General features: G+C 61.7%; 23 protein-coding genes and 1 pseudogene. 13 read left to right on the forward strand and 11 right to left on the reverse strand.

Annotation, left to right across the window (positions count from 1 at the left end):
* Positions 1-2 precede the first annotated feature (2 nt).
* Entirely contained in the window at positions 3-647 is a 645-nt protein-coding gene (pyrE, locus tag BM026_RS01420; RefSeq protein ID WP_028618476.1) for an orotate phosphoribosyltransferase, read from the forward strand.
* Between the two features lie 100 nt (positions 648-747).
* Here pyrE and argB read toward each other — a convergent pair whose 3' ends face one another.
* From argB to coaBC, 5 genes and pseudogenes are all read right to left on the reverse strand, one after another.
* Positions 748-1,653 (reverse strand): acetylglutamate kinase, encoded by a 906-nt coding sequence (gene argB, locus BM026_RS01425; RefSeq protein ID WP_058424243.1) that lies wholly within the window; start codon positions 1,651-1,653, stop codon positions 748-750.
* 19 nt (positions 1,654-1,672) lie between these two features.
* Positions 1,673-3,094: pseudogene (locus BM026_RS01430) on the reverse strand (phosphomannomutase/phosphoglucomutase); the annotation flags it as partial.
* Entirely contained in the window at positions 3,067-3,267 is a 201-nt protein-coding gene (locus tag BM026_RS01435) for a hypothetical protein (protein ID WP_093527173.1), read from the reverse strand. The pseudogene BM026_RS01430 and the gene BM026_RS01435, both read right to left, overlap by 28 nt.
* 67 nt (positions 3,268-3,334) lie before the next feature.
* Complete coding sequence (gene dut, locus BM026_RS01440) at positions 3,335-3,790, reverse strand: dUTP diphosphatase (RefSeq protein WP_093120397.1); 456 nt, start codon at positions 3,788-3,790, stop codon at positions 3,335-3,337.
* A 5-nt stretch (positions 3,791-3,795) separates the two neighbouring features.
* Positions 3,796-5,004 (reverse strand): bifunctional phosphopantothenoylcysteine decarboxylase/phosphopantothenate--cysteine ligase CoaBC, encoded by a 1,209-nt coding sequence (coaBC, locus tag BM026_RS01445; RefSeq protein ID WP_016970585.1) that lies wholly within the window; start codon positions 5,002-5,004, stop codon positions 3,796-3,798.
* Between the two features lie 152 nt (positions 5,005-5,156).
* Here coaBC and radC point away from each other — a divergent pair, with 152 nt between their 5' ends.
* Positions 5,157-5,831, forward strand: a complete 675-nt coding sequence (gene radC / locus BM026_RS01450; protein ID WP_092241676.1) for a RadC family protein — start codon at positions 5,157-5,159, stop codon at positions 5,829-5,831.
* A 44-nt stretch (positions 5,832-5,875) separates the two neighbouring features.
* Here radC and BM026_RS01455 read toward each other — a convergent pair whose 3' ends face one another.
* Positions 5,876-7,468, reverse strand: coding sequence for an ABC transporter substrate-binding protein (locus BM026_RS01455; RefSeq protein ID WP_093514201.1), 1,593 nt, complete (start codon positions 7,466-7,468; stop codon positions 5,876-5,878).
* Positions 7,469-7,926: 458 nt separating this feature from the next.
* Here BM026_RS01455 and rpmB point away from each other — a divergent pair, with 458 nt between their 5' ends.
* Positions 7,927-8,160: a 50S ribosomal protein L28 gene (rpmB, locus tag BM026_RS01460; protein ID WP_010207494.1), complete on the forward strand. Its 234-nt coding sequence runs from the start codon at positions 7,927-7,929 to the stop codon at positions 8,158-8,160.
* Positions 8,161-8,171: 11 nt separating this feature from the next.
* Complete coding sequence (gene rpmG, locus BM026_RS01465; protein ID WP_003176906.1) at positions 8,172-8,327, forward strand: 50S ribosomal protein L33; 156 nt, start codon at positions 8,172-8,174, stop codon at positions 8,325-8,327.
* Between the two features lie 70 nt (positions 8,328-8,397).
* On the opposite strand, the gene BM026_RS01470 is transcribed toward rpmG, so the two are convergent.
* Positions 8,398-8,760 (reverse strand): cupin domain-containing protein, encoded by a 363-nt coding sequence (locus BM026_RS01470; RefSeq protein ID WP_092241680.1) that lies wholly within the window; start codon positions 8,758-8,760, stop codon positions 8,398-8,400.
* A gap of 229 nt (positions 8,761-8,989) precedes the next feature.
* On the opposite strand from BM026_RS01470, the gene BM026_RS01475 reads away from it, so the two are divergent.
* Together BM026_RS01475 and BM026_RS01480 are read left to right on the forward strand one after the other, a co-directional pair.
* Positions 8,990-10,483 carry an aldehyde dehydrogenase gene (locus BM026_RS01475; RefSeq protein ID WP_093514200.1) on the forward strand — a complete coding sequence of 498 codons (1,494 nt, stop codon included), beginning with the start codon at positions 8,990-8,992 and terminating at the stop codon, positions 10,481-10,483.
* Positions 10,484-10,633: 150 nt separating this feature from the next.
* Positions 10,634-11,776 carry an MFS transporter gene (locus BM026_RS01480; RefSeq protein ID WP_092241682.1) on the forward strand — a complete coding sequence of 381 codons (1,143 nt, stop codon included), beginning with the start codon at positions 10,634-10,636 and terminating at the stop codon, positions 11,774-11,776.
* Here BM026_RS01480 and BM026_RS01485 read toward each other — a convergent pair.
* Complete coding sequence (locus BM026_RS01485) at positions 11,773-13,338, reverse strand: phospholipase D family protein (RefSeq protein ID WP_092241684.1); 1,566 nt, start codon at positions 13,336-13,338, stop codon at positions 11,773-11,775. The genes BM026_RS01480 and BM026_RS01485 overlap by 4 nt on opposite strands.
* A 62-nt stretch (positions 13,339-13,400) precedes the next feature.
* Positions 13,401-14,825, reverse strand: coding sequence for an aminotransferase-like domain-containing protein (locus BM026_RS01490; RefSeq protein ID WP_092241686.1), 1,425 nt, complete (start codon positions 14,823-14,825; stop codon positions 13,401-13,403).
* A 166-nt stretch (positions 14,826-14,991) separates the two neighbouring features.
* Here BM026_RS01490 and BM026_RS01495 point away from each other — a divergent pair, with 166 nt between their 5' ends.
* Positions 14,992-15,216, forward strand: coding sequence for a DUF1127 domain-containing protein (locus tag BM026_RS01495; protein ID WP_092242375.1), 225 nt, complete (start codon positions 14,992-14,994; stop codon positions 15,214-15,216).
* Here the strand turns inward: BM026_RS01495 and BM026_RS01500 are convergent, their stop codons facing one another.
* The gene (locus tag BM026_RS01500) at positions 15,217-16,509 is read right to left on the reverse strand and encodes an NAD(P)/FAD-dependent oxidoreductase (protein WP_092241688.1); all 1,293 of its coding nucleotides are present in this window, start codon (positions 16,507-16,509) and stop codon (positions 15,217-15,219) included.
* Between the two features lie 115 nt (positions 16,510-16,624).
* Between BM026_RS01500 and BM026_RS01505 the strand changes: the two genes are divergently transcribed.
* Positions 16,625-16,978 carry a YkgJ family cysteine cluster protein gene (locus BM026_RS01505; RefSeq protein ID WP_092241690.1) on the forward strand — a complete coding sequence of 118 codons (354 nt, stop codon included), beginning with the start codon at positions 16,625-16,627 and terminating at the stop codon, positions 16,976-16,978.
* A 68-nt stretch (positions 16,979-17,046) separates the two neighbouring features.
* On the opposite strand, the gene BM026_RS01510 is transcribed toward BM026_RS01505, so the two are convergent.
* Positions 17,047-17,535, reverse strand: coding sequence for an Lrp/AsnC ligand binding domain-containing protein (locus tag BM026_RS01510; protein WP_003176896.1), 489 nt, complete (start codon positions 17,533-17,535; stop codon positions 17,047-17,049).
* Positions 17,536-17,691: 156 nt separating this feature from the next.
* On the opposite strand from BM026_RS01510, the gene dadA reads away from it, so the two are divergent.
* The 5 genes from dadA (at position 17,692) to BM026_RS01535 (ending at position 21,728) form a co-directional block, all read left to right on the forward strand.
* Positions 17,692-18,993 carry a D-amino acid dehydrogenase gene (dadA, locus tag BM026_RS01515; protein ID WP_092241692.1) on the forward strand — a complete coding sequence of 434 codons (1,302 nt, stop codon included), beginning with the start codon at positions 17,692-17,694 and terminating at the stop codon, positions 18,991-18,993.
* On the forward strand, positions 18,965-19,318 hold the full coding sequence (locus BM026_RS01520; protein ID WP_092241694.1) for a RidA family protein: 354 nt from the start codon (positions 18,965-18,967) through the stop codon (positions 19,316-19,318). The genes dadA and BM026_RS01520 overlap by 29 nt, the downstream gene beginning before the upstream one ends.
* 79 nt (positions 19,319-19,397) lie before the next feature.
* Positions 19,398-20,471, forward strand: coding sequence for an alanine racemase (gene alr / locus BM026_RS01525; protein WP_093120418.1), 1,074 nt, complete (start codon positions 19,398-19,400; stop codon positions 20,469-20,471).
* A 116-nt stretch (positions 20,472-20,587) separates the two neighbouring features.
* The gene (locus tag BM026_RS01530) at positions 20,588-21,136 is read left to right on the forward strand and encodes a cupin domain-containing protein (RefSeq protein WP_003176893.1); all 549 of its coding nucleotides are present in this window, start codon (positions 20,588-20,590) and stop codon (positions 21,134-21,136) included.
* 181 nt (positions 21,137-21,317) lie between these two features.
* Positions 21,318-21,728: a c-type cytochrome gene (locus BM026_RS01535; RefSeq protein ID WP_043293857.1), complete on the forward strand. Its 411-nt coding sequence runs from the start codon at positions 21,318-21,320 to the stop codon at positions 21,726-21,728.
* Positions 21,729-21,782: the final 54 nt, after the last annotated feature.

The raw sequence follows: 21,782 nt of genomic DNA on the forward strand, positions 1-21,782 counted from the left end.
TCATGCAGGCGTATCAACGCGATTTCATTCGTTTTGCCATCGATCGCGGGGTTTTGCGCTTCGGTGAGTTCACCCTCAAGTCAGGGCGCACCAGCCCGTACTTCTTCAATGCGGGCCTGTTCAACTCGGGATCGGCCCTGGCTCAGCTGGGTCGTTTCTATGCGGCTGCCATCGTTGAAAGCGGTATTTCCTTCGATGTGCTGTTTGGCCCGGCCTACAAGGGTATTCCCCTGGCGGCCGCGACCGCCGTGGCGCTGGCTGAGCATCACGGGCAGGACCTGCCTTGGTGCTTTAACCGTAAAGAGGCCAAGGCCCACGGTGAAGGCGGCAGCCTGGTCGGGGCTCCACTCAAGGGCGATGTGCTGATCATCGACGACGTGATCACTGCTGGCACCGCCATCCGTGAAGTCATGCAGATCATCGCTTCCCAGGACGGCGCCAAGGCCGCTGGCGTGCTCATCGCGCTGAACCGCCAGGAGCGTGGCAACGGTGAGTTGTCGGCCATCCAGGAAGTGGAGCGCGATTTCGGCATTCCAGTCGTGAGCATCGTGTCGTTGAACCAGGTGTTGCAGTTCCTGGAAGATGATCCGCAGCTCAAGCAGCACCTGCCGGCGGTGCGTGCATATCGCGAGCAGTTTGGCGTCTGACCCACCGCCTTCGCGGGCAAGCCCGCTCCCACAGGGGAGCAGCGTGCATAAAAAAGGCCCCGCTCAATCATATTGAGCGGGGCCTTTTTGTTTTCAGTGTTTAGGGACGCTTGCGATTACTGATCAGCGTACCCATGCCGGTATCCGTGAAGATCTCCAGCAGTACCGCATTCGGCACTCGACCATCGATGATCAACGAGCTACCCACCCCGCCTTGCACCGCTTCCAGCGCGCAGCGGATCTTCGGCAACATGCCGCCGTAGATGGTGCCGTCGGCGATCAGGTCGTCCACCTGTTGGGTGGTCAGGCCGGTCAGCACCTTGCCTTGCTTGTCCATCAGGCCGGCGATGTTGGTCAGCAGCATCAGCTTTTCAGCCTTCAGGGCTTCGGCCACCTTGCCGGCTACCAAGTCGGCGTTGATGTTGTAGGACTCGCCATTGGCGCCCACGCCGATCGGCGCGATCACCGGGATGAAGTCGCCCTTGACCAACAGGTTCAGCAGGTCAGTGTTGACGCCTACCACTTCGCCCACCTGGCCGATGTCGATGATTTCCGGCTGGGTCATCTCCGGTGTCTGCCGGGTCACAGTCAGCTTTTTCGCGCGGATCAGCTCCGCGTCCTTGCCGGTCAGGCCGATGGCGCTGCCGCCATGGCGGTTGATCAGGTTGACGATGTCCTTGTTGACCTGGCCGCCGAGGACCATCTCCACCACGTCCATGGTCTGCGCGTCAGTGACGCGCATGCCATCGATGAAGTGACTCTCGATCGACAGGCGCTTGAGCAGGTCGCCGATTTGCGGGCCGCCGCCGTGCACCACCACCGGGTTGATCCCCACGGCTTTCATCAACACGATGTCGCGGGCAAAGCCGGTTTTCAGCTCGTCGCTTTCCATGGCATTGCCGCCGTACTTGATCACCAGCGTCTTGCCGACGTAGCGTCGGATGTAAGGCAACGCTTCGGACAGGACCTTGGCAGTGTTGGCAGCGGCTTCGCGTTCGAGGGTCATTCAGGGCTCCGGTAAAAAATCAGAACGGTAATTGGAGATCAGGGGCAACACGTTTCAACTGGGCGTGGAACACGTCCTTGATGCGCTGCAACTCAGCCTCGGTATCCGCCTCGAAACGCAGGACCAGCACCGGTGTGGTGTTGGACGCGCGGACCAGGCCCCAGCCTTTGGCGTAATCGACTCGCACACCATCAATGGTGGTCAGGTTGGCGCCTTCGCCCCATTGCGCATCTTGCAGTGCGTCAATGATGCTGAATTTGCTCTCCTCGGTCACATGGATATTGATCTCTGGCGTCGAAATATCGTTCGGGAAGGTCTGAAACAGCTCCTGGGCCGTGGATTTTTCCTTGCTGAGGATCTCCAGTAGGCGAGCGGCGCTGTAAATACCGTCGTCAAAGCCGAACCAGCGTTCCTTGAAGAACACGTGGCCGCTCATTTCGCCGGCCAACAGGGCGCCGGTTTCCTTCATTTTCTTTTTGATCAACGAGTGACCGGTCTTCCACATTAGCGGGCGACCGCCGTATTCCTTGATCAGCGGCGTGAGGCGGCGAGTGCACTTCACGTCGAAGATGATCTCGGCGTTGGCATTGCGCGCCACCACGTCGCGGGCGAACAGCATCAGCAGGCGATCGGCGAATACGTTCTCGCCGGTGTTGGTCACCACACCCACGCGGTCGCCGTCGCCGTCGAAGGCCAGACCCACGTCAGCCCCGGTTTCTTTGACCTTGGCGATCAGGTCCACCAGGTTCTCCGGCTTGCCTGGGTCTGGGTGGTGGTTGGGAAAGTTGCCGTCGACCTCGCAGAACAGCGGGATCACTTCGCAGTTCAGGGCTTCGAGCAACTGCGGGGCGATCACGCCGGCTGCGCCGTTGCCGCAGTCCACCACCACTTTCAGGCGGCGCGCGAGTTTCACGTCGCCGGTGATTTGGTCAGAGTAGCGCTGCAGGATATCGACTTTGGTGACGGTACCCTTGCCGCTGGTCAGGTCGTTGTTCTTCAGACGGTCGTGCAGGGCCTGGATCTGTTCGTTGGCCAGGGTGTCGCCGGCGATGACGATCTTGAAACCGTTGTAGTCGGACGGGTTGTGGCTGCCGGTGAGCATCACCCCGGACTTGCCGGCCAGTACGTTGGCCGCGTAGTACAGTGCCGGCGTCGGCACCAGGCCCACGTCACTCACATGGCAACCGCTGTCGGCCAGGCCCTGGATCAGTTGCTCGACCAGCTCCGGGCCGGACAGGCGACCGTCACGGCCGACCGACACGTTTGGCTCGTCCTGGGCCAGGCTCTGTGCGCCGATGGCGCGGCCAATCCAGTAGGCGGTTTCGGCAGTCAGGGTCTTTGGCACCACGCCACGGATGTCATAGGCGCGGAAAATGCTGTCGGGGAATGTCGGGGCTACTCGGGCTGCGGTACTCATCGCGGGGGGAAACTCCATCTGAAGGGGGCAAGGCTGGCCTTAATGTGGCTGACCGGCAGGCTCAAACTGAAGGGTATGACGGTGTTTTCGGCAGAGAGTTCGTGGTGCAAAAGTGCCATCGGCGTGCTGGCGCTGCTTTTCTTTCTGCTTAATGCTTTGATTTCAATAGAGAAATCTCGCTGATAAGGTCCGCGCATTCTTCGTCCTGAAAAGCCTTGCGGTGGCGTCGAGCCGGGCAAAGGCGCCCGGCCGGATTCAGCTTAGTCAGTGACTGCCGGAATGCCCAAAACCGCCTGCGCCGCGTTGGGTTTCATCAAACTCCTGTACCAGTTCGAAGTGCGCCTGCACCACTGGCACCAGTACCAACTGGGCAATGCGTTCGCCGACAGCGATGTTGAACGCGGTCTGGCCACGGTTCCAGCACGACACCATCAATTCGCCCTGGTAGTCCGAGTCGATCAGGCCGACCAGGTTGCCCAGCACGATGCCGTGTTTGTGGCCCAGGCCCGAGCGCGGCAGGATCAGCGCCGCCAGGCCAGGATCGCCTACGTAGATCGACAAGCCGGTCGGAATAAGAATGGTCTGGCCCGGCTCAAGGACAGTGTCTTGCTTGAGCATGGCGCGCAGATCGAGGCCGGCGGAGCCTGGGGTGGCGTAGGCCGGCAGTGGGAATTCGTTGCCGATGCGTGAATCGAGGATCTTGGCTTGCAAAGCGTGCATGGAAATTAAACCTGGTTCAGCCGTTGGGCGATAAAAGAGATCAGTTGGCGGGCAATCTTGCCCTTGCTGGTCTGGGCGAAAAGGGTGGCGTGCAGGTCGCGGTCGATCACGCTGCAGGCGTTTTCCTCGCTGTTGAAGCCGATGCTCGGGTTGGCGACATCATTGGCAACGATCAGGTCGAGGTTTTTGTCTTTCAATTTGCGTGCGGCGTAGTCCAGCAAGTGCTCGGTCTCGGCGGCGAAGCCGACACTGAACGGACGGTCCGGACGCGTGGCGATGGTGGCCAGGATGTCCGGGTTGCGCACCATTTGCAGGAGCAGGCCGTCACCGCTCGTAGGGTCTTTCTTGAGCTTTTGCGGGGCGACGACTTCCGGGCGGTAGTCCGCAACCGCCGCCGAGGCGATGAACAGGTCGCACGGAATGGCTGCCTCACAGGCCGCCAGCATGTCGCGGGCGCTGACCACGTCGATTCGCGTGACCCGATCCGGGGTCGGCAAATGCACCGGACCGGTGATCAGGGTGACGCGTGCGCCTGCCTCGACCGCCGCTTCAGCCAGGGCAAAGCCCATTTTTCCTGAGCTATGGTTGGTGATGTAGCGCACCGGGTCGATGTTTTCCTGGGTCGGGCCGGCAGTGATCAACACGTGCTTGCCAGTGAGGGCCAGGTGCTGAAAGCACTCGGCGGCGCACAGCGCCAGGTCGGTGGCTTCAAGCATGCGGCCCATGCCAACGTCGCCGCAGGCCTGGCTGCCGGATGCCGGGCCGAACACCTTGAGGCCTCGGCTTTGCAGAAGCTGGGTGTTGGCCTGGGTCGCAGGGTCGCGCCACATGGCCTGGTTCATGGCCGGGGCGATGGCGACAGTGGCGTCGGTGGCCAGTACCAGAGTGGTCAGCAGGTCATCGGCGATGCCTTGGGCCAGGCGCGCGATCAGGTCGGCGGTGGCCGGAGCGATCAGCACCAGGTCGGCCCATTTGGCCAGTTCGATGTGCCCCATGGCGGCTTCGGCCGCAGGGTCCAGGAGATCCAGGTGAACCGGGTGCCCGGACAAGGCCTGCATGGTCAGCGGGGTAATGAACTCACTACCACCGCGCGTCATGACCACGCGCACTTCGGCGCCCTGGTCCAGGAGCCTGCGGACCAGCTCTGCGCTCTTGTAGGCGGCAATGCCGCCGCCAACGCCGAGAACGATGCGTTTCCGATACAGACGCTGCATTGGTTTGCCTTTCCAGTTCAGTGTTGCCAGTTCAATGACGCCTGCGATGCCCCCTCCCCAGGGGAAATCGCCTGCAAAAAAGAGGGCCTACGATAACACAGCGTCCGCAAGGCAACAGCGGCACGCATGGCATACAGGGAGAGGGAGGAGGGATGAGTATTCGTGATTGGCCGGCGGCAGAGCGGCCGCGAGAGAAGCTTCTGGAGTGGGGGGCGGCGAGTCTGTCGGATGCCGAGTTGCTGGCGATCTTCCTGCGTACCGGGGTTTCCGGCAGGAGCGCGGTGGACCTGGCGCGCCATCTGCTGGCGCAATTCGGCGGCTTGCGCCCGTTGCTGGAGGCCAGCCAGACGCTGTTCAGCCAGCAATTGGGCCTGGGGCCGGCGAAGTTTGCCCAGTTGCAGGCGGTGTTGGAAATGGCCAAGCGTCATATGGCCGAGCGCCTGCGACACGACTCGGTGCTGGAAAGCCCGGTGGCGGTGCGCGATTACCTCAAGGCCATGTTGCGCCATGAGCCCCACGAGATATTCGGCTGTCTGTTCCTTGATTCAAGGCACAGGGTGCTGGGTTTTGAGGCGTTGTCCCAAGGCACCATCGACGCGGCGATGGTGTATCCCCGGCAAGTGGTCAAACGCGCATTGGCCTACAACGCGGCGGCGTTGATCCTGTGCCACAACCATCCTTCCGGGAGCCTGGAGCCGAGCGCCGCTGATCGAAAATTGACCAAGTTGCTGCAGAAGGCCTTGGAGGTGGTGGATGTGCGGGTACTGGATCACATCATTGTGGGGGATGGAGATCCGTTGTCGATGGCGGAGTATGGGTGGATGTAGGCGGAAAGCAGCTGCAAGCCTCAAGCGGGCTTGCAGCTTTCAGCTCAGGGCTTGACGCTGACTTTCGAGAAATCCTGGCGGCCGAACGGGCTCACCTGGTAGCCCTCGACAGTCTTGCGGGCCAGGGCGAACGCCGTCGGGTGCGCCAGCGGCAACCACAAGGCCTGCTGCTGGATCTGTGCCTGGGCCTGCTGGTACAGCTTGCTGCGCACACCTTGCTCGCTGGTGGTCTTGCCAGCGCTGATCAGCTTGTCCAACGCAGGGTCGCAGTAGCGGGCGAAGTTGGTACCCGACTTTACCGCCGCGCAGGAAAACTGCGGGGTCAGGAAGTTATCCGGGTCGCCGTTGTCACCGGCCCAGCCCATGAATAGCAGGTCGTGTTCGCCGGCTTTGGCGCGGCGGATCAACTCGCCCCATTCGATCACGCGGATCTCGGCCTGGATGCCGACCTTGGCCAGGTCAGCCTGCAGCAGTTGTGCACCAAGGTTCGGGTTGGGGTTCAGCAGGCTGCCGGTGGGGCGGGTCCAGAGGGTGGTCTTGAAGCCGTCCTTGAGTCCGGCGCGGTCGAGCAGCACCTTGGCCTTGGCGAGATCCTGTGGATAACCCGGCAGGTCCTTTGCGTAGCTCCAGGTGTTCGGCGGATAAGGGCCGTTGGCGGCCTCGGCGGTGCCTTCAAACACGGCTTTGAGGTAGCTGCCCTTGTCGAACGCCAGGTTGATCGCCTGGCGGACTTCTGGCTTGTCCAGGGGTGGGTGCTGGCTGTTGATGGCCACGAAGGCGGTCATGAAGGCCGCGGTCTTCTCCACCTTGAGCGCCGGGTCCTTTTCGGCCTCGCCTACGTCCAGCGGCTTGGGTGACAGCGCAATCTGGCACTCATCGCGGTGCAGCTTCTGCAGGCGTACGTTGGCGTCGGGAGTGATGGCGAAGATCAAGTTATCCACAGCCGGTTTGCCGGCGAAGTAGTCCGGGTTGGCCTTGTAGCGCACCACGGCATCTTTCTGGAAGCGGCTGAAGATAAACGGTCCAGTGCCGATCGGCTGGCTGTTGAGCTTCTCCGGCGTGCCGGCCTTGAGCAGTTTGTCGGCATATTCCGCCGGGTAGATCGACGCGAACCCCATGCTCAACGCGGCGAGGAAGGTGGAGTCGGCGTGATCCAGGGTGAAACGCACGGTCAGTGGGTCGAGAGCGTCGATCTTTTTTACCAGCGTCGGCAGTTGCAGCGACTGAGCGTGAGGGAAGCCGCTCTGGGCGATCTTGTGCCAGGGGTTGGCCGGGTCGAGCATGCGCTCGAAGCTGAAGCGCACGTCTTCGGCGCTCAGGGTGCGGCTTGGGGTGAAGTACTCGGTGCGGTGGAACTTCACATCCGGGTGCAGCTTGAAGGTATAGGTCAGGCCATCCGGCGAGACGTTCCAGCTGTCCGCCAGGCTGGGCACCAGTTGGCCGCTGGTCGCGTCATAGTCCACCAGGCGGTTCATCAGCACATCGGCCGAGGCGTTGGTGGTGGTCAGCGAGTTGTATTGCACCACATCGAACCCTTCGGGGCTGGCCTCGGTGCAGACGCTCAAGTTGCTGGCGGCCGAGGCCAGCGGGGCGATAAATAGAGGGGCTAGCAATAACGGTAGGGCAGCGAGGCGCATGTTCGGTTTCCTTTGCAGATCGAAGGCCCATCTGCGAGTGCAGTCTGGAAAAGTCCTACCGTAGTGGTCTGATAGGTAAATGACTAGCCCATTTTTGCCTGTGCTTTTGCGCCAAATGCTGTTTTGATGGCGTCTCGGCGCGTTTCGTCGTGCACTTCACTGTGCCCGCGCGCGCTGTAAATCATTCTGTGCGACGAGCGGTCGGCTGTGACAGCGGCCCCTCCTGGCAACGGTTCAGGCGTCTGCCGCCAAGATTTACGCCAGTAAAAACACGCGGGCTGTTGTTGCACTGGGGTCTTTCTGGTATAAAGCAGCGCTCTTTTCTAGGGGCCCGGTTCCTTCGCTTGTAGGTGTAGCCGGTAAGACCCTAAAGAAACGCGGCGCCTGGCGCCAAATGACTGAGAGATTAAGCGGCCAACCCATGCCGGGTTGGGCATGTGGTTTTAGAGGGCTGAGGCATGTCGAGAGTCTGTCAAGTTACCGGTAAGGGTCCGGTGACTGGGAATAACATTTCCCACGCAAATAACAAAACCCGTCGTCGTTTCCTGCCGAACCTGCAGCATCACCGCTTCTGGGTTGAAGAAGAGAAACGTTTCGTCCGTCTGCGCGTATCTGCCAAAGGCATGCGCATCATCGACAAGCGTGGCATCACTGTCGTGCTGGCTGAATTGCGCCGCGCTGGCACAATCTAAGGAGCTATATCATGCGTGAATTGATTCGAATGATCTCTAGCGCCGGTACTGGTCACTTCTACACTACCGACAAGAACAAGCGTACTACCCCGGACAAGCTCGAAAAGAAAATGTTCGACCCGCGCGTTCGCAAGCACGTGATCTACAAAGAAGGCAAAATCAAGTAATTGATTTTCCTCCTGAAAAAAAGCCCGTATCTCACGATCCGGGCTTTTTTTTGCCTGTTGATTTGGCTGATCAGGCTTTCTGTTCGAACACCACGTAGATCTTGCGGCACGCCTCCAACACTTCCCAAGTGCCGCTGAAGCCGGCGGGAATCACGAATCGGTCGCCAGCGCGCAAGGTCTTGGCATTGCCGTCGGCGTCACGCAGCACGGATACACCTTGCACAATCTCGCAGTACTCATGTTCGGTGTAATTGACCGTCCACTGTCCGACTTCACCTTCCCACACGCCCGCGCTCATCTGGCCGCAGGGGCTGTTGTAGTGGTTGTAGATCGTTTGCTCGGGATCGCCCTTGAGGATTTTCTCGGCGGCAGGGCGGTAGCGCTCGGCGGCGGTCTTGGCTTGGCTGAAGTCGACGATGTCCTGGATGCTCATGTGCGTGTCCCGTCTGGCCTGCGGTTGGAGAGCCCAAAGTCTATGTTTATTAAAATGAACATCGCAAGGGCGTTTGCCGGCGTTATGTCAAATATATTGAAACACCCCCAGCCGCTGGTTTAGGGTGGCAGCTGCCTTGCGCCGAACCATTGGCTGGCGGGCAAGAATTCTTTAAGGCTGCCGTGGGACATCCCATGGCCCTTGTATTCAATAAGAGGAGGACACTCGCATGACCACCCTGACCCGTGCCGACTGGGAACAACGTGCCAAGGATCTGAAGATCGAAAGCCGCGCCTACATCAATGGCGAGTACACCGCCGCTGTTTCCGGTGACACCTTCGAATGCATCAGCCCGGTCGATGGTCGCCTGCTGGCCACCGTTGCCAGCTGTGACGCCGCCGACGCCCAGCGCGCCGTCGAAAACGCCCGCGCCACCTTCAACTCCGGCGTGTGGTCACGCCTGGCGCCGGCCAAGCGCAAATCCGCCATGATTCGTTTCGCCGCGTTGCTCAAGGCCAATGCCGAAGAGCTGGCGCTGCTCGAAACCCTGGACATGGGCAAGCCGATCAGCGACTCCCTGAACATCGACGTGCCCGGCGCGGCGAATGCCCTGAGCTGGAGCGGCGAAGCGATCGACAAGATCTACGACGAAGTCGCCGCGACCCCGCATGACCAATTGGGCCTGGTGACGCGCGAGCCGGTTGGCGTGGTTGGCGCTATCGTGCCGTGGAACTTCCCGCTGATGATGGCCTGTTGGAAACTGGGCCCTGCGCTGTCCACCGGCAACTCGGTGATCCTCAAGCCGTCCGAAAAATCCCCGCTGACCGCTATCCGCATTGCGGCCCTGGCCGTGGAAGCCGGTATTCCAAAAGGCGTGTTCAACGTACTGCCGGGCTATGGTCATACCGTGGGTAATGCGCTGGCGTTGCACATGGATGTCGACACCCTGGTGTTCACCGGTTCCACCAAGATCGCCAAGCAACTGTTGATCCGCTCTGGTGAGTCGAACATGAAGCGCGTCTGGCTGGAAGCCGGCGGCAAGAGCCCGAACATCGTGTTCGCCGATGCCCCGGACCTGCAAGCCGCTGCCGAATCCGCCGCCGGCGCCATCGCCTTCAACCAGGGGGAGGTCTGCACCGCCGGTTCGCGCCTGCTGGTGGAGCGTTCCATCAAGGACAAATTCCTGCCGCTGGTGATCGATGCCCTCAAGGGCTGGAAGCCAGGCAACCCGCTGGACCCGGCAACCAATGTGGGCGCACTGGTGGACACCCAGCAGATGAACACTGTGCTGTCGTACATCGAAGCGGGTCACGCAGATGGCGCCAAGTTGGTCGCCGGCGGCAAGCGGACCCTGGAAGAAACCGGTGGCACCTATGTTGAACCGACGATTTTCGACGGTGTGACCAATGCCATGAAGATTGCCCAGGAAGAAATCTTCGGCCCGGTCTTGTCGGTGATCACCTTCGACAGCGCCGAGGAAGCAATTGCCATCGCCAACGACACCCAATACGGCCTGGCTGCAGCGGTGTGGACGGCTGACATCTCCAAGGCCCACCTGACTGCCAAGGCGCTGCGTGCCGGTAGCGTGTGGGTCAACCAGTACGATGGCGGCGACATGACTGCACCGTTTGGTGGCTTCAAGCAGTCGGGCAACGGTCGCGACAAGTCGCTGCATGCGTTCGACAAATACACCGAGCTGAAGGCCACCTGGATCAAGCTCTAAGCAACACCGCAGGCTAAATGTGGGAGGGGGCTTGCCCCCGATAGCAGTGTGTCAGGCGCCAGCGGTGCTCACTGATCCACCGCAATCGGGGGCAAGCCCTCTCCCACACTGGTTTGTGTGAACTTGAAAATGATCCACAGGAGTGTGGAAATGCGTTGGGCGACTTATTTCGCCGTCCTGGCCTCAGTGCTCAGCGTCGGTCTGGCCCTTGGCGTCAGCATGCCGCTGGTATCCCTGCGCCTCGAAAGCTGGGGCTACGGCAGTTTCGCTATCGGCGTGATGGCAGCAATGCCGGCCTTTGGCGTGTTGCTCGGGGCGAAGGTTTCCAGTCGCCTGGCCTCTTGGCTTGGCACCGCCAACCTCATGCGTCTGTGCCTGTGGGCGGGCGCGGTGTCCATCGGCCTGCTGGCGATCCTGCCCAGCTACCCGGTGTGGCTGGTGCTGCGCCTGATGATCGGGGTGATCCTGACCATTGTGTTTATCCTCGGCGAGAGTTGGATCAACCAGTTGGTGGTGGAGCAGTGGCGTGGTCGGCTGGTGGCGTTGTACGGCTGCAGCTATGCCTTGAGCCAGCTGTCGGGGCCGCTGCTGTTGGGCCTGATCGGCACCGAGCATGACTACGGTTTCTGGGTGGGCGTCGGCCTGTTGATGGTCGCGCCGCTGTTGCTGCTGGGGCGCTCCGGTGCACCGAGCGCCGAGTCCTTCAGCGTGACCTTCGCGCAACTGTGGCGCTTCTGCCGGAGCCTGCCGGCGATTGCCTGGGCGGTTGCGCTGTTTGCTGCGTTCGAGGCGATGATCCTGACATTGTTGCCGGTGTACTGCCTGCAACAAGGATTCACCGCCGAGATCGCCTTGGCCATGGTCAGCACGGTGGTGGTTGGCGACGCGTTACTGCAATTGCCCATCGGTGCACTGGCCGACTACTTGCCTCGGCGCACGTTGTTCCTGGGGTGTGCGCTGCTGTTGCTGGTGTCGAGCCTGGCGATTCCCCTATTGATGCACACACCAATGATCTGGCCGATCTGGGTCGTGTTCGGCGCGAGTGCCGGCGGCTTGTTCACCCTGTCGTTGATCCTGATCGGCGAGCGTTACCGCGACGACGCGCTGGTGCGCGCCAATGCCCACGTGGCGCAGTTGTGGGGTATTGGCTGCCTGATCGGCCCGCTGGTGGCGGGGGCGGGTAGCCAGTGGATCAGCGGGCATGCGTTGCCGCTGCTGATGGCAGCGGGTGCGCTGGGCCTGGTGATGTTGCTGCTGCGCCAGGGTGCATTCGGCGCGGCGCAGCCGGCCTAGAGCATGCGCTCAAGGCCGACGCTGGTGGCAAACCACGCATTGAACCGTCGCCACCAGCTCCCCGGCTCGCGGGTCAGGGTGTGCAACTGGCCGTTGTCTTCGGTCACCCACACCACTTGGCCGTCCTGCAATTTCGCTTCATAGCTCAGGGGCGGCGCCATGCCTTGCAGTGCAAGGTTGCGCACGTGTTCCGCCAGCTCGGGGCTGTCGACCAGCACACCGACTTCGGTGTTCCACAGTACCGAGCGTGGGTCGAAGTTGAACGAGCCGATAAAGGATTTCTCCCGATCAAAGATCATCGCCTTGCTGTGCAGGCTGGAATCTGAGCCCCGGAAGGCGCCTCGGCGAAACAGGTGCGGGCCACTGCCGCCGCCATCCCCGGGCTGGCGGCGCAACTCATAGAGCTTGACCCCATGCTCCAGCAGCGCCTTGCGGTACGGCGCATAACCCCCGTGCACCGCGGGCACGTCGGTGGCTTCCAGGGAGTTGGTCAGCAGGCTCACCGACACGCCCGCATCGGCACGCCCCGTCAGGTACACCAGGCCTGGCTGTCCCGGCACGAAGTACGCCGAAATCATCATCAGTTCGTGATTGACCCCTTCCAGTTCCGGCGCCAGTTGCGTGGTGAGCAGCAACCTGGGGTCAGGGTCCTCCTTGGCCAGCACCTTGCTCGGCGCATCCCACAGCGCCTGGTTCCAGGCCCAGATCAGCTCGCGGCGCCAGGTGTCCATGCGGGGTTGGGTCTGGTAGGTGCGCAGGCGGTTGTACAGTGCGTGGTTCTGCTGGCGTGACTCGGCCAGGGACGCTTCCAGGCGTACGCGCGCGGCGGCCAGGTCACCCTTGGACGGTGCGTTGGAGACGAAATTATCGATGGGCTTGCTCAGTGCGCTGTTCCAGTACTGGTCGAAACTGTGGCCCAGTTGCTCGGCCACCGGGCCGACGCTGAGCATGTCGATATCGGTGAAGTTCAGGTTGGGCTCGGCATCGAAATACTCATCCCCCAGGTTACGCCCGCCAACGATGGCCACGCTATTGTCCGCCAGCCACAGCTTGTTGTGCATGCGTCGATGTTGCAGCGACAGGTTGAACAAGCGGCCCATGGCCCGCGTTACGCCGGTGCTGCGCCCGAGGTGCAGCGGGTTGAACAGGCGGATCTCGATTTTGGGATGGGCGGCGAGGGTGGCGATGATCTGGTCCAGGCCGTCGCTGGTGGTGTCATCCAGCAAGATGCGCACACGTACGCCACGGTCGGCGGCCTTGAGCAGTTCGTCCACCAGCATGCGGGTGCTGATGCCGTCGTGCACGATGTAGTACTGCAGGTCGAGGCTGGTCTGGGCGTTGCGGATCAGCTCGGCACGGGCCATGAATGCCTCGCTGCTGTTGGGCAGCAGGCGAAAGCCCGAGCGCCCTTGATAGGGCGCGGCCTGGGCCTGGATCGAGCGGCCGAACGATGACTGTGCGGCGGGCAGGGCGTCACTGGGGACGCGTGGCGTGCTCACGCTGGCGCAGCCGCCCAGGATCAGGGCTCCCAGCAGGCAAAACGGTAATAGCCGTTGAATCATCAAGGGAGCGGCTTCCAGATCAGGGCGGTTGTCGATATATGACGGCAATTTCCCGTGAAAGGTCAGTCGGCCGTGTCTGCCAGCATCTTGATCGCCGCAGCCCCGACCTTGCGCACGGCTTCTTCAATCTGCGCGGTTGGCTTGGCAGCGTAGTTCATGCGCAGGCAGTTCCTGTACTTGCCCGACGCCGAGAAGATGCTGCCTACGGCCACCTGGACACCTTGTTCTACCAGGACACGGTTGAGCTTCAGCGTATCAAAGCCTTCCGGCAGTTCGATCCACAGCATGAAGCTGCCTTGAGGGCGGCTGGCGCGAGTGCCTGTGGGGAAGTAGCGGCTGACCCAATCGAGCATCAAGTCGCGATTGCGCTGGTATTGGGTGCGCATCCTCCGCAAATGCGGTTCGAAGTGACCACCTTTGAGGAATTCCGCAATCGCGATTTGCGGCTGCGTGGCGGTGCTGCCAGTGCTGATGTATTTCATGTGCAGCACTCGCTCCAGGTAACGTCCGGGCGCTACCCAGCCGATGCGCAGGCCGGGCGCCAGGGTCTTCGAGAACGAGCTGCACAGCAGGACGCGTCCGTCTTCGTCGAAAGACTTGATGGTGCGCGGGCGCGGGTAGCTGAAGGCCAGTTCGCCGTAGACATCGTCTTCAATGATCGCCACGTCAAAGCGCTGCGCCAAGGTGAGCAATGCCCGCTTGCGCGCCTCCGGCATGATGTAGCCCAGGGGGTTGTTGCAGTTGGGGGTCAGTTGGATGACTTTGATCGGCCACTGTTCCAGCGCCAGCTCCAAGGCTTCGAGGCTGATGCCGGTGATCGGGTCGGTGGGGATTTCCAGGGCTTTCATGCCCAGGCCCTTGAGGGTCTGCATGGCGCCGTGAAAGCTCGGCGAGTCCACCGCAACGATATCGCCCGGCTCACAGATGGCATGGATGCTGGCGGACAGCGCCTCATGGCAGCCGGTGGTGATCACGATGTCCTCGGCCGTCAGCTGGCAGCCGGAATCCAGGGACAGGCGCGCAATCTGTTCGCGCAGTTCCATACAGCCCAGGATGTTGTCGTAATACAGCCCCGGCAAATCCTGGCGGCGACTCACGCGGGCCAGGCTGCGCAGCAGGGGCTTGAGGGTGGGCGACAATACATCCGGCATGCCGCGGCCCATCTGTATGACATCCTTGCGCGGCGTTGCGCGTATCAATTCCAGCACCTGGTCCCATTGGGAAATTTCTACGGGGCGCTGAGCCGGACGACCGACTTCCGGCAGGGCCGGCAACTCGCGGCCCACCGGAACAAAGTAGCCGGATTTCGGCTTGGGCATCGCCAGACCGTTGTCCTCCAGCAAGCGATAGGCCTGCTGCACGGTGCTCAAACTGACCCCGTGTTCCACGCTCAACGCCCGTACGGAAGGCAGTCGATCACCGGGGCGATAGAAGCCTTGTTCGATGCGGGTGCCCAGCAATTCGGCGAGGTTCATGTACAGGGTCATGGCGGTCGCTCCAGAGGGACCATTACAGATAGGCAGAAAATACAGGATTCAGCGGTATATAGGCAGTATCTGTATGGATTTAATAAAGGTGGGTTGAATCTGTAATGGTTTTAGCTGCGCGCTCATGCTGGTCACTCAAGGCAACAAGCAACTGAGGGGCAGCAAAATGAACGGCATGGGCGATGTGCGGCTGGCGTTACACAGTCAGGAACTGGTGGCTGGGCAGGAGCGGGCGACGGCGCGGCGCGATATCAGTCGCTGGGGTCTGTTCTGGCGCCGTCGCCACACCCGCAAAGCTTTACTGCACCTGACCCGCGAGCAATTGCGCGATGTCGGGCTGACCGCCGAGCAGGCGCGCCACGAAGGCCTGAAACCGTTCTGGCGCGATTGATCAGACCAGCTCTTTGAGGCGGTGCCAGAGCATTCCCAGCGCCAACAGCGGCGAGCGCAGGTGCCTGCCGCCGGGGAAGGTGATGTGCGGCACCTGGGCGAACAGGTCGAAGCGCCCGTGTTGCTGGCCGCTGATGGCTTCGGCCAGCAACTTGCCCGCCAGGTGGGTGGCGTTGAGGCCATGGCCGGCGTAGGCCTGGGCGTAATACACGTTGGGCTGGTCGGCCAGGCGGCCTATCTGCGGCAGACGGTTGGCGCCGATGCCGATCATGCCGCCCCATTGGAAGTCGATGTTTACATCGGCCAGTTGTGGGAACACCTGCAGCATCTTCGGGCGCATATAGGCGCCGATGTCCTTCGGGTCTCTACCGGAATAATGACAGGCACCGCCGAACAGCAGGCGGCGATCGGCGGACAGTCGGAAGTAGTCCACCGTGACACGCTGGTCGCACACCGCCATGTTCTGCGGCAGCAGGTTGGCGGCCTGGGCTTCGCCCAACGGTTCGGTGGCGATGATGTAGCTGCCGGCAGGCAACACTTTGCCGCTGAGGTGCGGGTTGAGGCCGTTGAGGTAGGCATTGCAGGCCAGCACCAGGGTCTTGGCGCGCACGTTGCCTTGGGCGGTGTGTACGTTGACTTCGGGGCCGTAGTCGATGCGGGTGACTTCGGACTGCTCGAACAGCTTCACGCCCGATTGCTGCGCGGCGGCGGCTTCGCCGAGGGCCAGGTTCAGCGGGTGCAGGTGGCCGGAGCCCATGTCGATCATGCCGCCCACGTAGCGCTCGGAGCCGATGACGCTGCCCATTTCGTTGGCTTGCAGCAGGCGTATGTCGTGACGATAGCCGAGGCTGCGCAGTTCTTCGGCATCTTCGGCCAGGCCGTGCAGGTCGCGGGGTTTGTTGGCGAGGTCGCAGTAGCCCCAGGTCAGGTCGCAGGGGATTTGGTAGCGCGCGACGCGCTCACGCACAATCTCCACCGCTTCCAGGCCCATCAACTTCATCTGGCGTACGCCCTCGGTGCCGATCACGCTGGCGAACTGGTCCAGGCCATGGCCGACACCGCGAATCAGTTGGCCGCCGTTACGCCCGCTGGCGCCCCAGGCGATCTTGCGCGCTTCCAGCAACACTACGCTGAAACCGCGTTCGGCCAACTCCAGCGCGGTGTTCAGCCCGGAAAAACCGCCGCCGACCACGCACACATCCGCCGTCAGTTCGCCGGTCAATACCGGGTAATCAGTTTGCGGCACGCTGCTGGCGGCGTAGTAGGAAGCGGTATGCCGGGCGCTGGCAGTCATGGGGAGCATCCCTGTTTGGAAAATTTGACGCAGGATACAGCGGTCGGACGAAGCTGTCTGCGCGGGGCGTTTTGCGGCAGAATCCACGCCTATTCGCCGTTCGGTACGTGTTTCGATGAGTTGCAACAGTCAGAAAATCAGTGCGCTGCGCCGGCAGATTCCTTCGTTCGAGTGCGTCCCCGGTTGCCATGACTGCTGTGGGCCGGTGACCACCTCGCCCGAGGAAATGTCGCGCCTGCCGCGCAAGACCGCCGCCGAGCAGGACGCGGCCATGGAGGAGCTGAACTGCGTGCACCTGGGGCCGAACGGCTGCACGGTGTACGACGAGCGCCCGTTGATCTGCCGGCTGTTCGGCACCACCAAGACCTTGCCGTGTCCGAATGGGCGGCGCCCGGTGGAGCTGATTCATCCACGGGTGGAGAAGCAGATCCACGAGTACATGGCGAGCACCCGGCAGGTGCTGGTTTAGCGGTTTTACACCGTCCAAATGTGGGAGGGGGCAAGCCCCCTCCCACATGTTGACCCGAGTGTGTCAGGTCAGTCCGGGATCGGCAGGTTCAGGCTCTCTTTCACCTCTTCCATCACGATATAGCTCTTGGACTCCCGCACATGGGGCAGCTTGAGCAGGATGTCGCCGAGCAATTTGCGGTACGACGCCATCTCGGATATCCGCGCTTTCACCAGGTAGTCGAAGTCGCCAGAAACCAGGTGGCACTCGAGCACATGGGGCAGTTTCAGCACCGCGCGGCGGAATTCCTCGAAGGTGTCGCCGGACTTGTAATCCAGGCTGATCTCGACAAATACCAGCAAACTGCCCTTCAAATGCTGGGGGTTGAGCCGCGCGTTGTAGCCCATGATGATCCCTTCACGCTCCAGCCGCCGCACACGCTCGGTACAGGGCGTGGTCGACAGCCCGACCTTTTCCCCCAGCTCCGTAAACGAAATGCGCCCGTCGGTTTGCAGGATGCGCAGGATGTTGCGGTCGATCTTGTCCAGCTCCCGCTTGGTCTGGGTGTTGGTACGCATAGGGGATACGCCTCTGTGAAAAGGGTTTTTGCCGAGAATTGTCGCCAAATATAGGCAGTTATATAGTGAAATGCACTGGTCATTGTTTTTTACACTGCGCTCATCATTGCTCGAACAACACACGTCAGCGGCCATGCCCGCGATGAGGATATAAAAATGCGCGTTCTGGTCTTGGGTAGCGGCGTCATTGGTGTGACCAGTGCCTACTATTTGGCGCGGTCCGGCTTTGAAGTGGTTGTCGTCGACCGTCAGCCTGCCGCTGCCATGGAAACCAGTTTCGCCAACGCCGGGCAGGTGTCTCCAGGCTATGCCTCGCCATGGGCCGCACCGGGTGTGCCGCTCAAGGCCATCAAGTGGTTGCTGCAACGCCATGCGCCGCTGGCGATCAAGGCCACCGCCGACATCGACCAATACCTGTGGATGGCGCAGATGCTGCGCAACTGCACCGCCAGCCGTTATGCGGTGAACAAGGAGCGCATGGTGCGCCTGTCCGAGTACAGCCGCGACTGCCTCGACGAACTGCGCGCCGAGACCGGCATTGCCTACGAAGGCCGTAGCCTTGGGACTACCCAACTGTTCCGCACCCAGGCACAACTCGATGGCGCCGCCAAGGACATCGCCGTGTTGAAGGAGTCCGGCGTGCCGTTCGAGCTGCTCGACCGCGCCGGTATCGCCCGGGTCGAGCCGGCCCTGGCCAGCGTCACGGATATCCTCGCCGGCGCACTGCGCCTGCCGAATGACCAGACCGGTGACTGCCAGATGTTCACCACCCGCCTGGCCGAGATGTGCAAACAGTTGGGTGTGGAGTTCCGCTTTGAGCAGGACATCCAGCGCCTCGACTACGCCGGTGATCGCATCAACGGCGTGTGGATCGACGGCAAGCTGGAAACCGCCGACCGCTACGTGCTGGCCCTCGGCAGCTACTCGCCGCAGTTGCTCAAGCCGTTGGGGATCAAGGCGCCGGTGTATCCGCTCAAGGGCTACTCGCTGACCGTGCCGATCACCAACCCGGCGATGGCGCCGACCTCGACCATTCTCGACGAGACCTACAAGGTCGCGATCACTCGTTTCGACAACCGCATCCGCGTCGGTGGCATGGCTGAAATAGCCGGTTTTGACCTGTCGCTGAACCCGCGCCGGCGGGAAACCCTGGAGATGATCGTCAACGACCTTTATCCTCAGGGCGGCGATTTGACCGAAGCTACCTTCTGGACCGGCCTGCGCCCGACTACCCCCGACGGCACGCCGATTGTCGGTGCCACCCCGTTCAAGAACCTGTTCCTGAATACCGGCCACGGCACCCTCGGTTGGACCATGGCCTGTGGCTCCGGTCGTTTGCTGGCCGACCTGATGGCCAAGAAAACGCCGCAGATCAGTGCCGAAGGCCTCGATATTTCCCGTTATGGCAACCACCAGGAGTCTGCAAAACATGTCAATCCAGCGCCAGCTCACCAATGAGCGCATGAGCCAGATCGTTGTCCACAGCGGTACCGTGTATCTGGCCGGGCAAGTCGGCGACGACATGAACGCCGGGATTGAACAGCAGACCCGTGAAACCCTGACCAATATCGAGCGTTTGCTCGACCTGGCCGGTACTGACAAGACCCGGTTGCTGTCGGTGACGATCTACCTGAAGGACATCGACGCAGATTTCGCCGGCATGAATGCGGTGTGGGACAAGTGGCTGCCAAAAGGCGTTGCCCCGGCCCGTGCCACGGTTGAAGCCAAGCTGTGCGAACCGCAAATCCTGGTGGAGCTGTCCGTCGTGGCCGCGCTGCCTTAAACAACGATCCCTCTCCCGGTGCCGAAGCCGTTGGTCGGTGCCGGTTTTTCTTCACTTTGCCGCCTAGAAGCCTGCCGCCATGCGTCCTGCCCGTGCCCTGATCGACCTCCAAGCCCTGCGTCACAACTACCAATTGGCCCGTGAAGTCACGGGTGCCAAGGCCCTTGCCGTGATCAAGGCCGATGCCTACGGCCATGGTGCCGTGCACGTTGCCCAGGCGCTGGAAGCCGAGGCGGACGGGTTTGCCGTGGCTTGCATCGAGGAAGCATTGGAGCTGCGCGCCGCCGGGATTCGTGCGCCGGTGCTGCTGCTGGAAGGTTTCTTTGAGGCGGATGAGCTGCCGCTGATCATCGAACATGATTTCTGGTGCGTGGTGCACTCGCTGTGGCAATTGGAGGCCATCGAGCAGGCCAGACTGAGCAAGCCGCTGACCATCTGGCTCAAGCTCGATTCCGGCATGCACCGTGTCGGCCTGCACCCCAAGGATTATCACGAGGCTTACCAGCGCCTGCTGGCCAGCGGCAAGGTGGCCAAGATCGTGTTGATGAGCCACTTCGCCCGCGCCGATGAGCTCGACTGTGTGCGCAGTGATGAACAGGTGGCTGTGTTTGACGCGGCGCGCCAGGGTTTGTCGGCCGAGGTCAGCCTGCGCAATTCGCCATCGGTGATGGGCTGGCCGGCTGTGTCCAGCGATTGGGTGCGCCCTGGCATCATGCTCTACGGCGCGACGCCGTTTGCCGAGGACCAGGCCGTGGCCGCGCGTTTGCAGCCGGTGATGACCCTGGAATCCAAGGTGATCTGCGTCCGTGAACTGCCGGCCGGTGAGCCGGTGGGTTACGGCGCCAAGTTCATCACGCCCAAACCCATGCGTATCGGTGTGGTTGCCATGGGCTATGCCGATGGCTATCCGCGTCACGCGCCGACGGGTACGCCGGTACTGGTGGCCGGGCAGCGCAGCCAATTGCTGGGCCGTGTATCCATGGACATGCTGTGCATCGACCTCACGGACGTGCCTCAGGCTGTCCTCGGTTCCACCGTGGAGCTATGGGGCAAAAATATCCTCGCCAGTGACGTCGCGGTCGCCGCCGAGACCATTCCGTATCAGCTCTTTTGCAACCTGCGCCGCGTGCCGAGGCTCTATTCCGGCGCTTGACCGCCGGGTACGAACGCAACCGCCCGGGATTTAGGCCCAAGTGTTGTAAATACTGAACGCTGTCGCCATGATAACGCTCAATTACAACAAAGCCTGAATCCTAGGAGGCTCCTGCATTGGACGTCGGCGAACGACTGCAATCCATCCGTAAACTGAAGGGTCTGTCCCAGCGCGAGCTCGCCAAGCGCGCGGGTGTCACCAACAGCACCATTTCGATGATCGAAAAAAACAGCGTCAGCCCCTCGATCAGCTCCTTGCGCAAGGTGCTGGGCGGCATCCCCATGTCGATGGTCGAGTTCTTTTCCGAGGAGATCCTCCAGGAAATACCGACGCAGATCGTCTATAAAGCCAATGAGCTGATCGACATCTCCGACGGCGCCGTCACCATGAAGCTGGTAGGCCGGGCGCACCCTAGCCGGGCCATCGCGTTTCTCAACGAGATCTACCCGCCGGGCGCCGACACAGGCGAAGAAATGCTCACCCACGAAGGTGAAGAAACCGGGATTCTGGTGGAGGGTCGCCTGGAGTTGGTGGTCGGTCTTGAAACTTTTGTGCTCGAAGCTGGCGATAGCTACTACTTTGAAAGCACCAAGCCCCATCGTTTTCGCAATCCGTTCGACGTGCCGGCGCGACTAATCAGCGCAGCCACGCCCGCGAACTTTTAAGAAAAGAGGCGTCCTGCCAGCGTTGCAGAGGCACCCGAGCTGTACTCCGCGGGGTCGAATCTCCCTTTATTTAATAGGGTTGTTTCGGCCAGGCGGGCTAACCGTTATACTTTCGCCGCCTGCGAAACCGTGGCCGCAGGCGTGAATAGCCACCATTGAGGGTGAACGCGTGAACCTAATTATGAAAATGCTGGCTGCACCAGCAACCGTACTGGCCCTATGGGCTGTCAGCGCTCAAGCTGCGACCAATGATGATATTGCCAAGCGCCTGGAGCCTGTTGGCCAGGTCTGCGTCCAGGGCCAGGAATGCAAGGGCATGGAAGTGGCGGTCGCCGCAGGCGGTGGCGCTGCGAAGACGCCGGATGACATCATCGCCAAGCACTGTAATGCTTGCCACGGCACCGGCCTGTTGGGCGCGCCGAAAATCGGCGATACCGCAGCCTGGAAAGAACGCGCCGATCACCAGGGCGGCCTCGATGGCATCCTGGCCAAGGCGATCACCGGGATCAACGCCATGCCGCCAAAAGGCACCTGCGCCGATTGTTCGGATGATGACCTCAAGGGTGCAATCAAGAAGATGTCCGGCCTCTGATCCGCCGATCTTCGTCAAAAATGCCGCTTACGAGCGGCTTTTTTGTGCCTGGGG

This window comes from Pseudomonas sp. NFPP24 (genome assembly GCF_900112095.1).
Lineage (GTDB): Bacteria > Pseudomonadota > Gammaproteobacteria > Pseudomonadales > Pseudomonadaceae > Aquipseudomonas > Aquipseudomonas extremorientalis.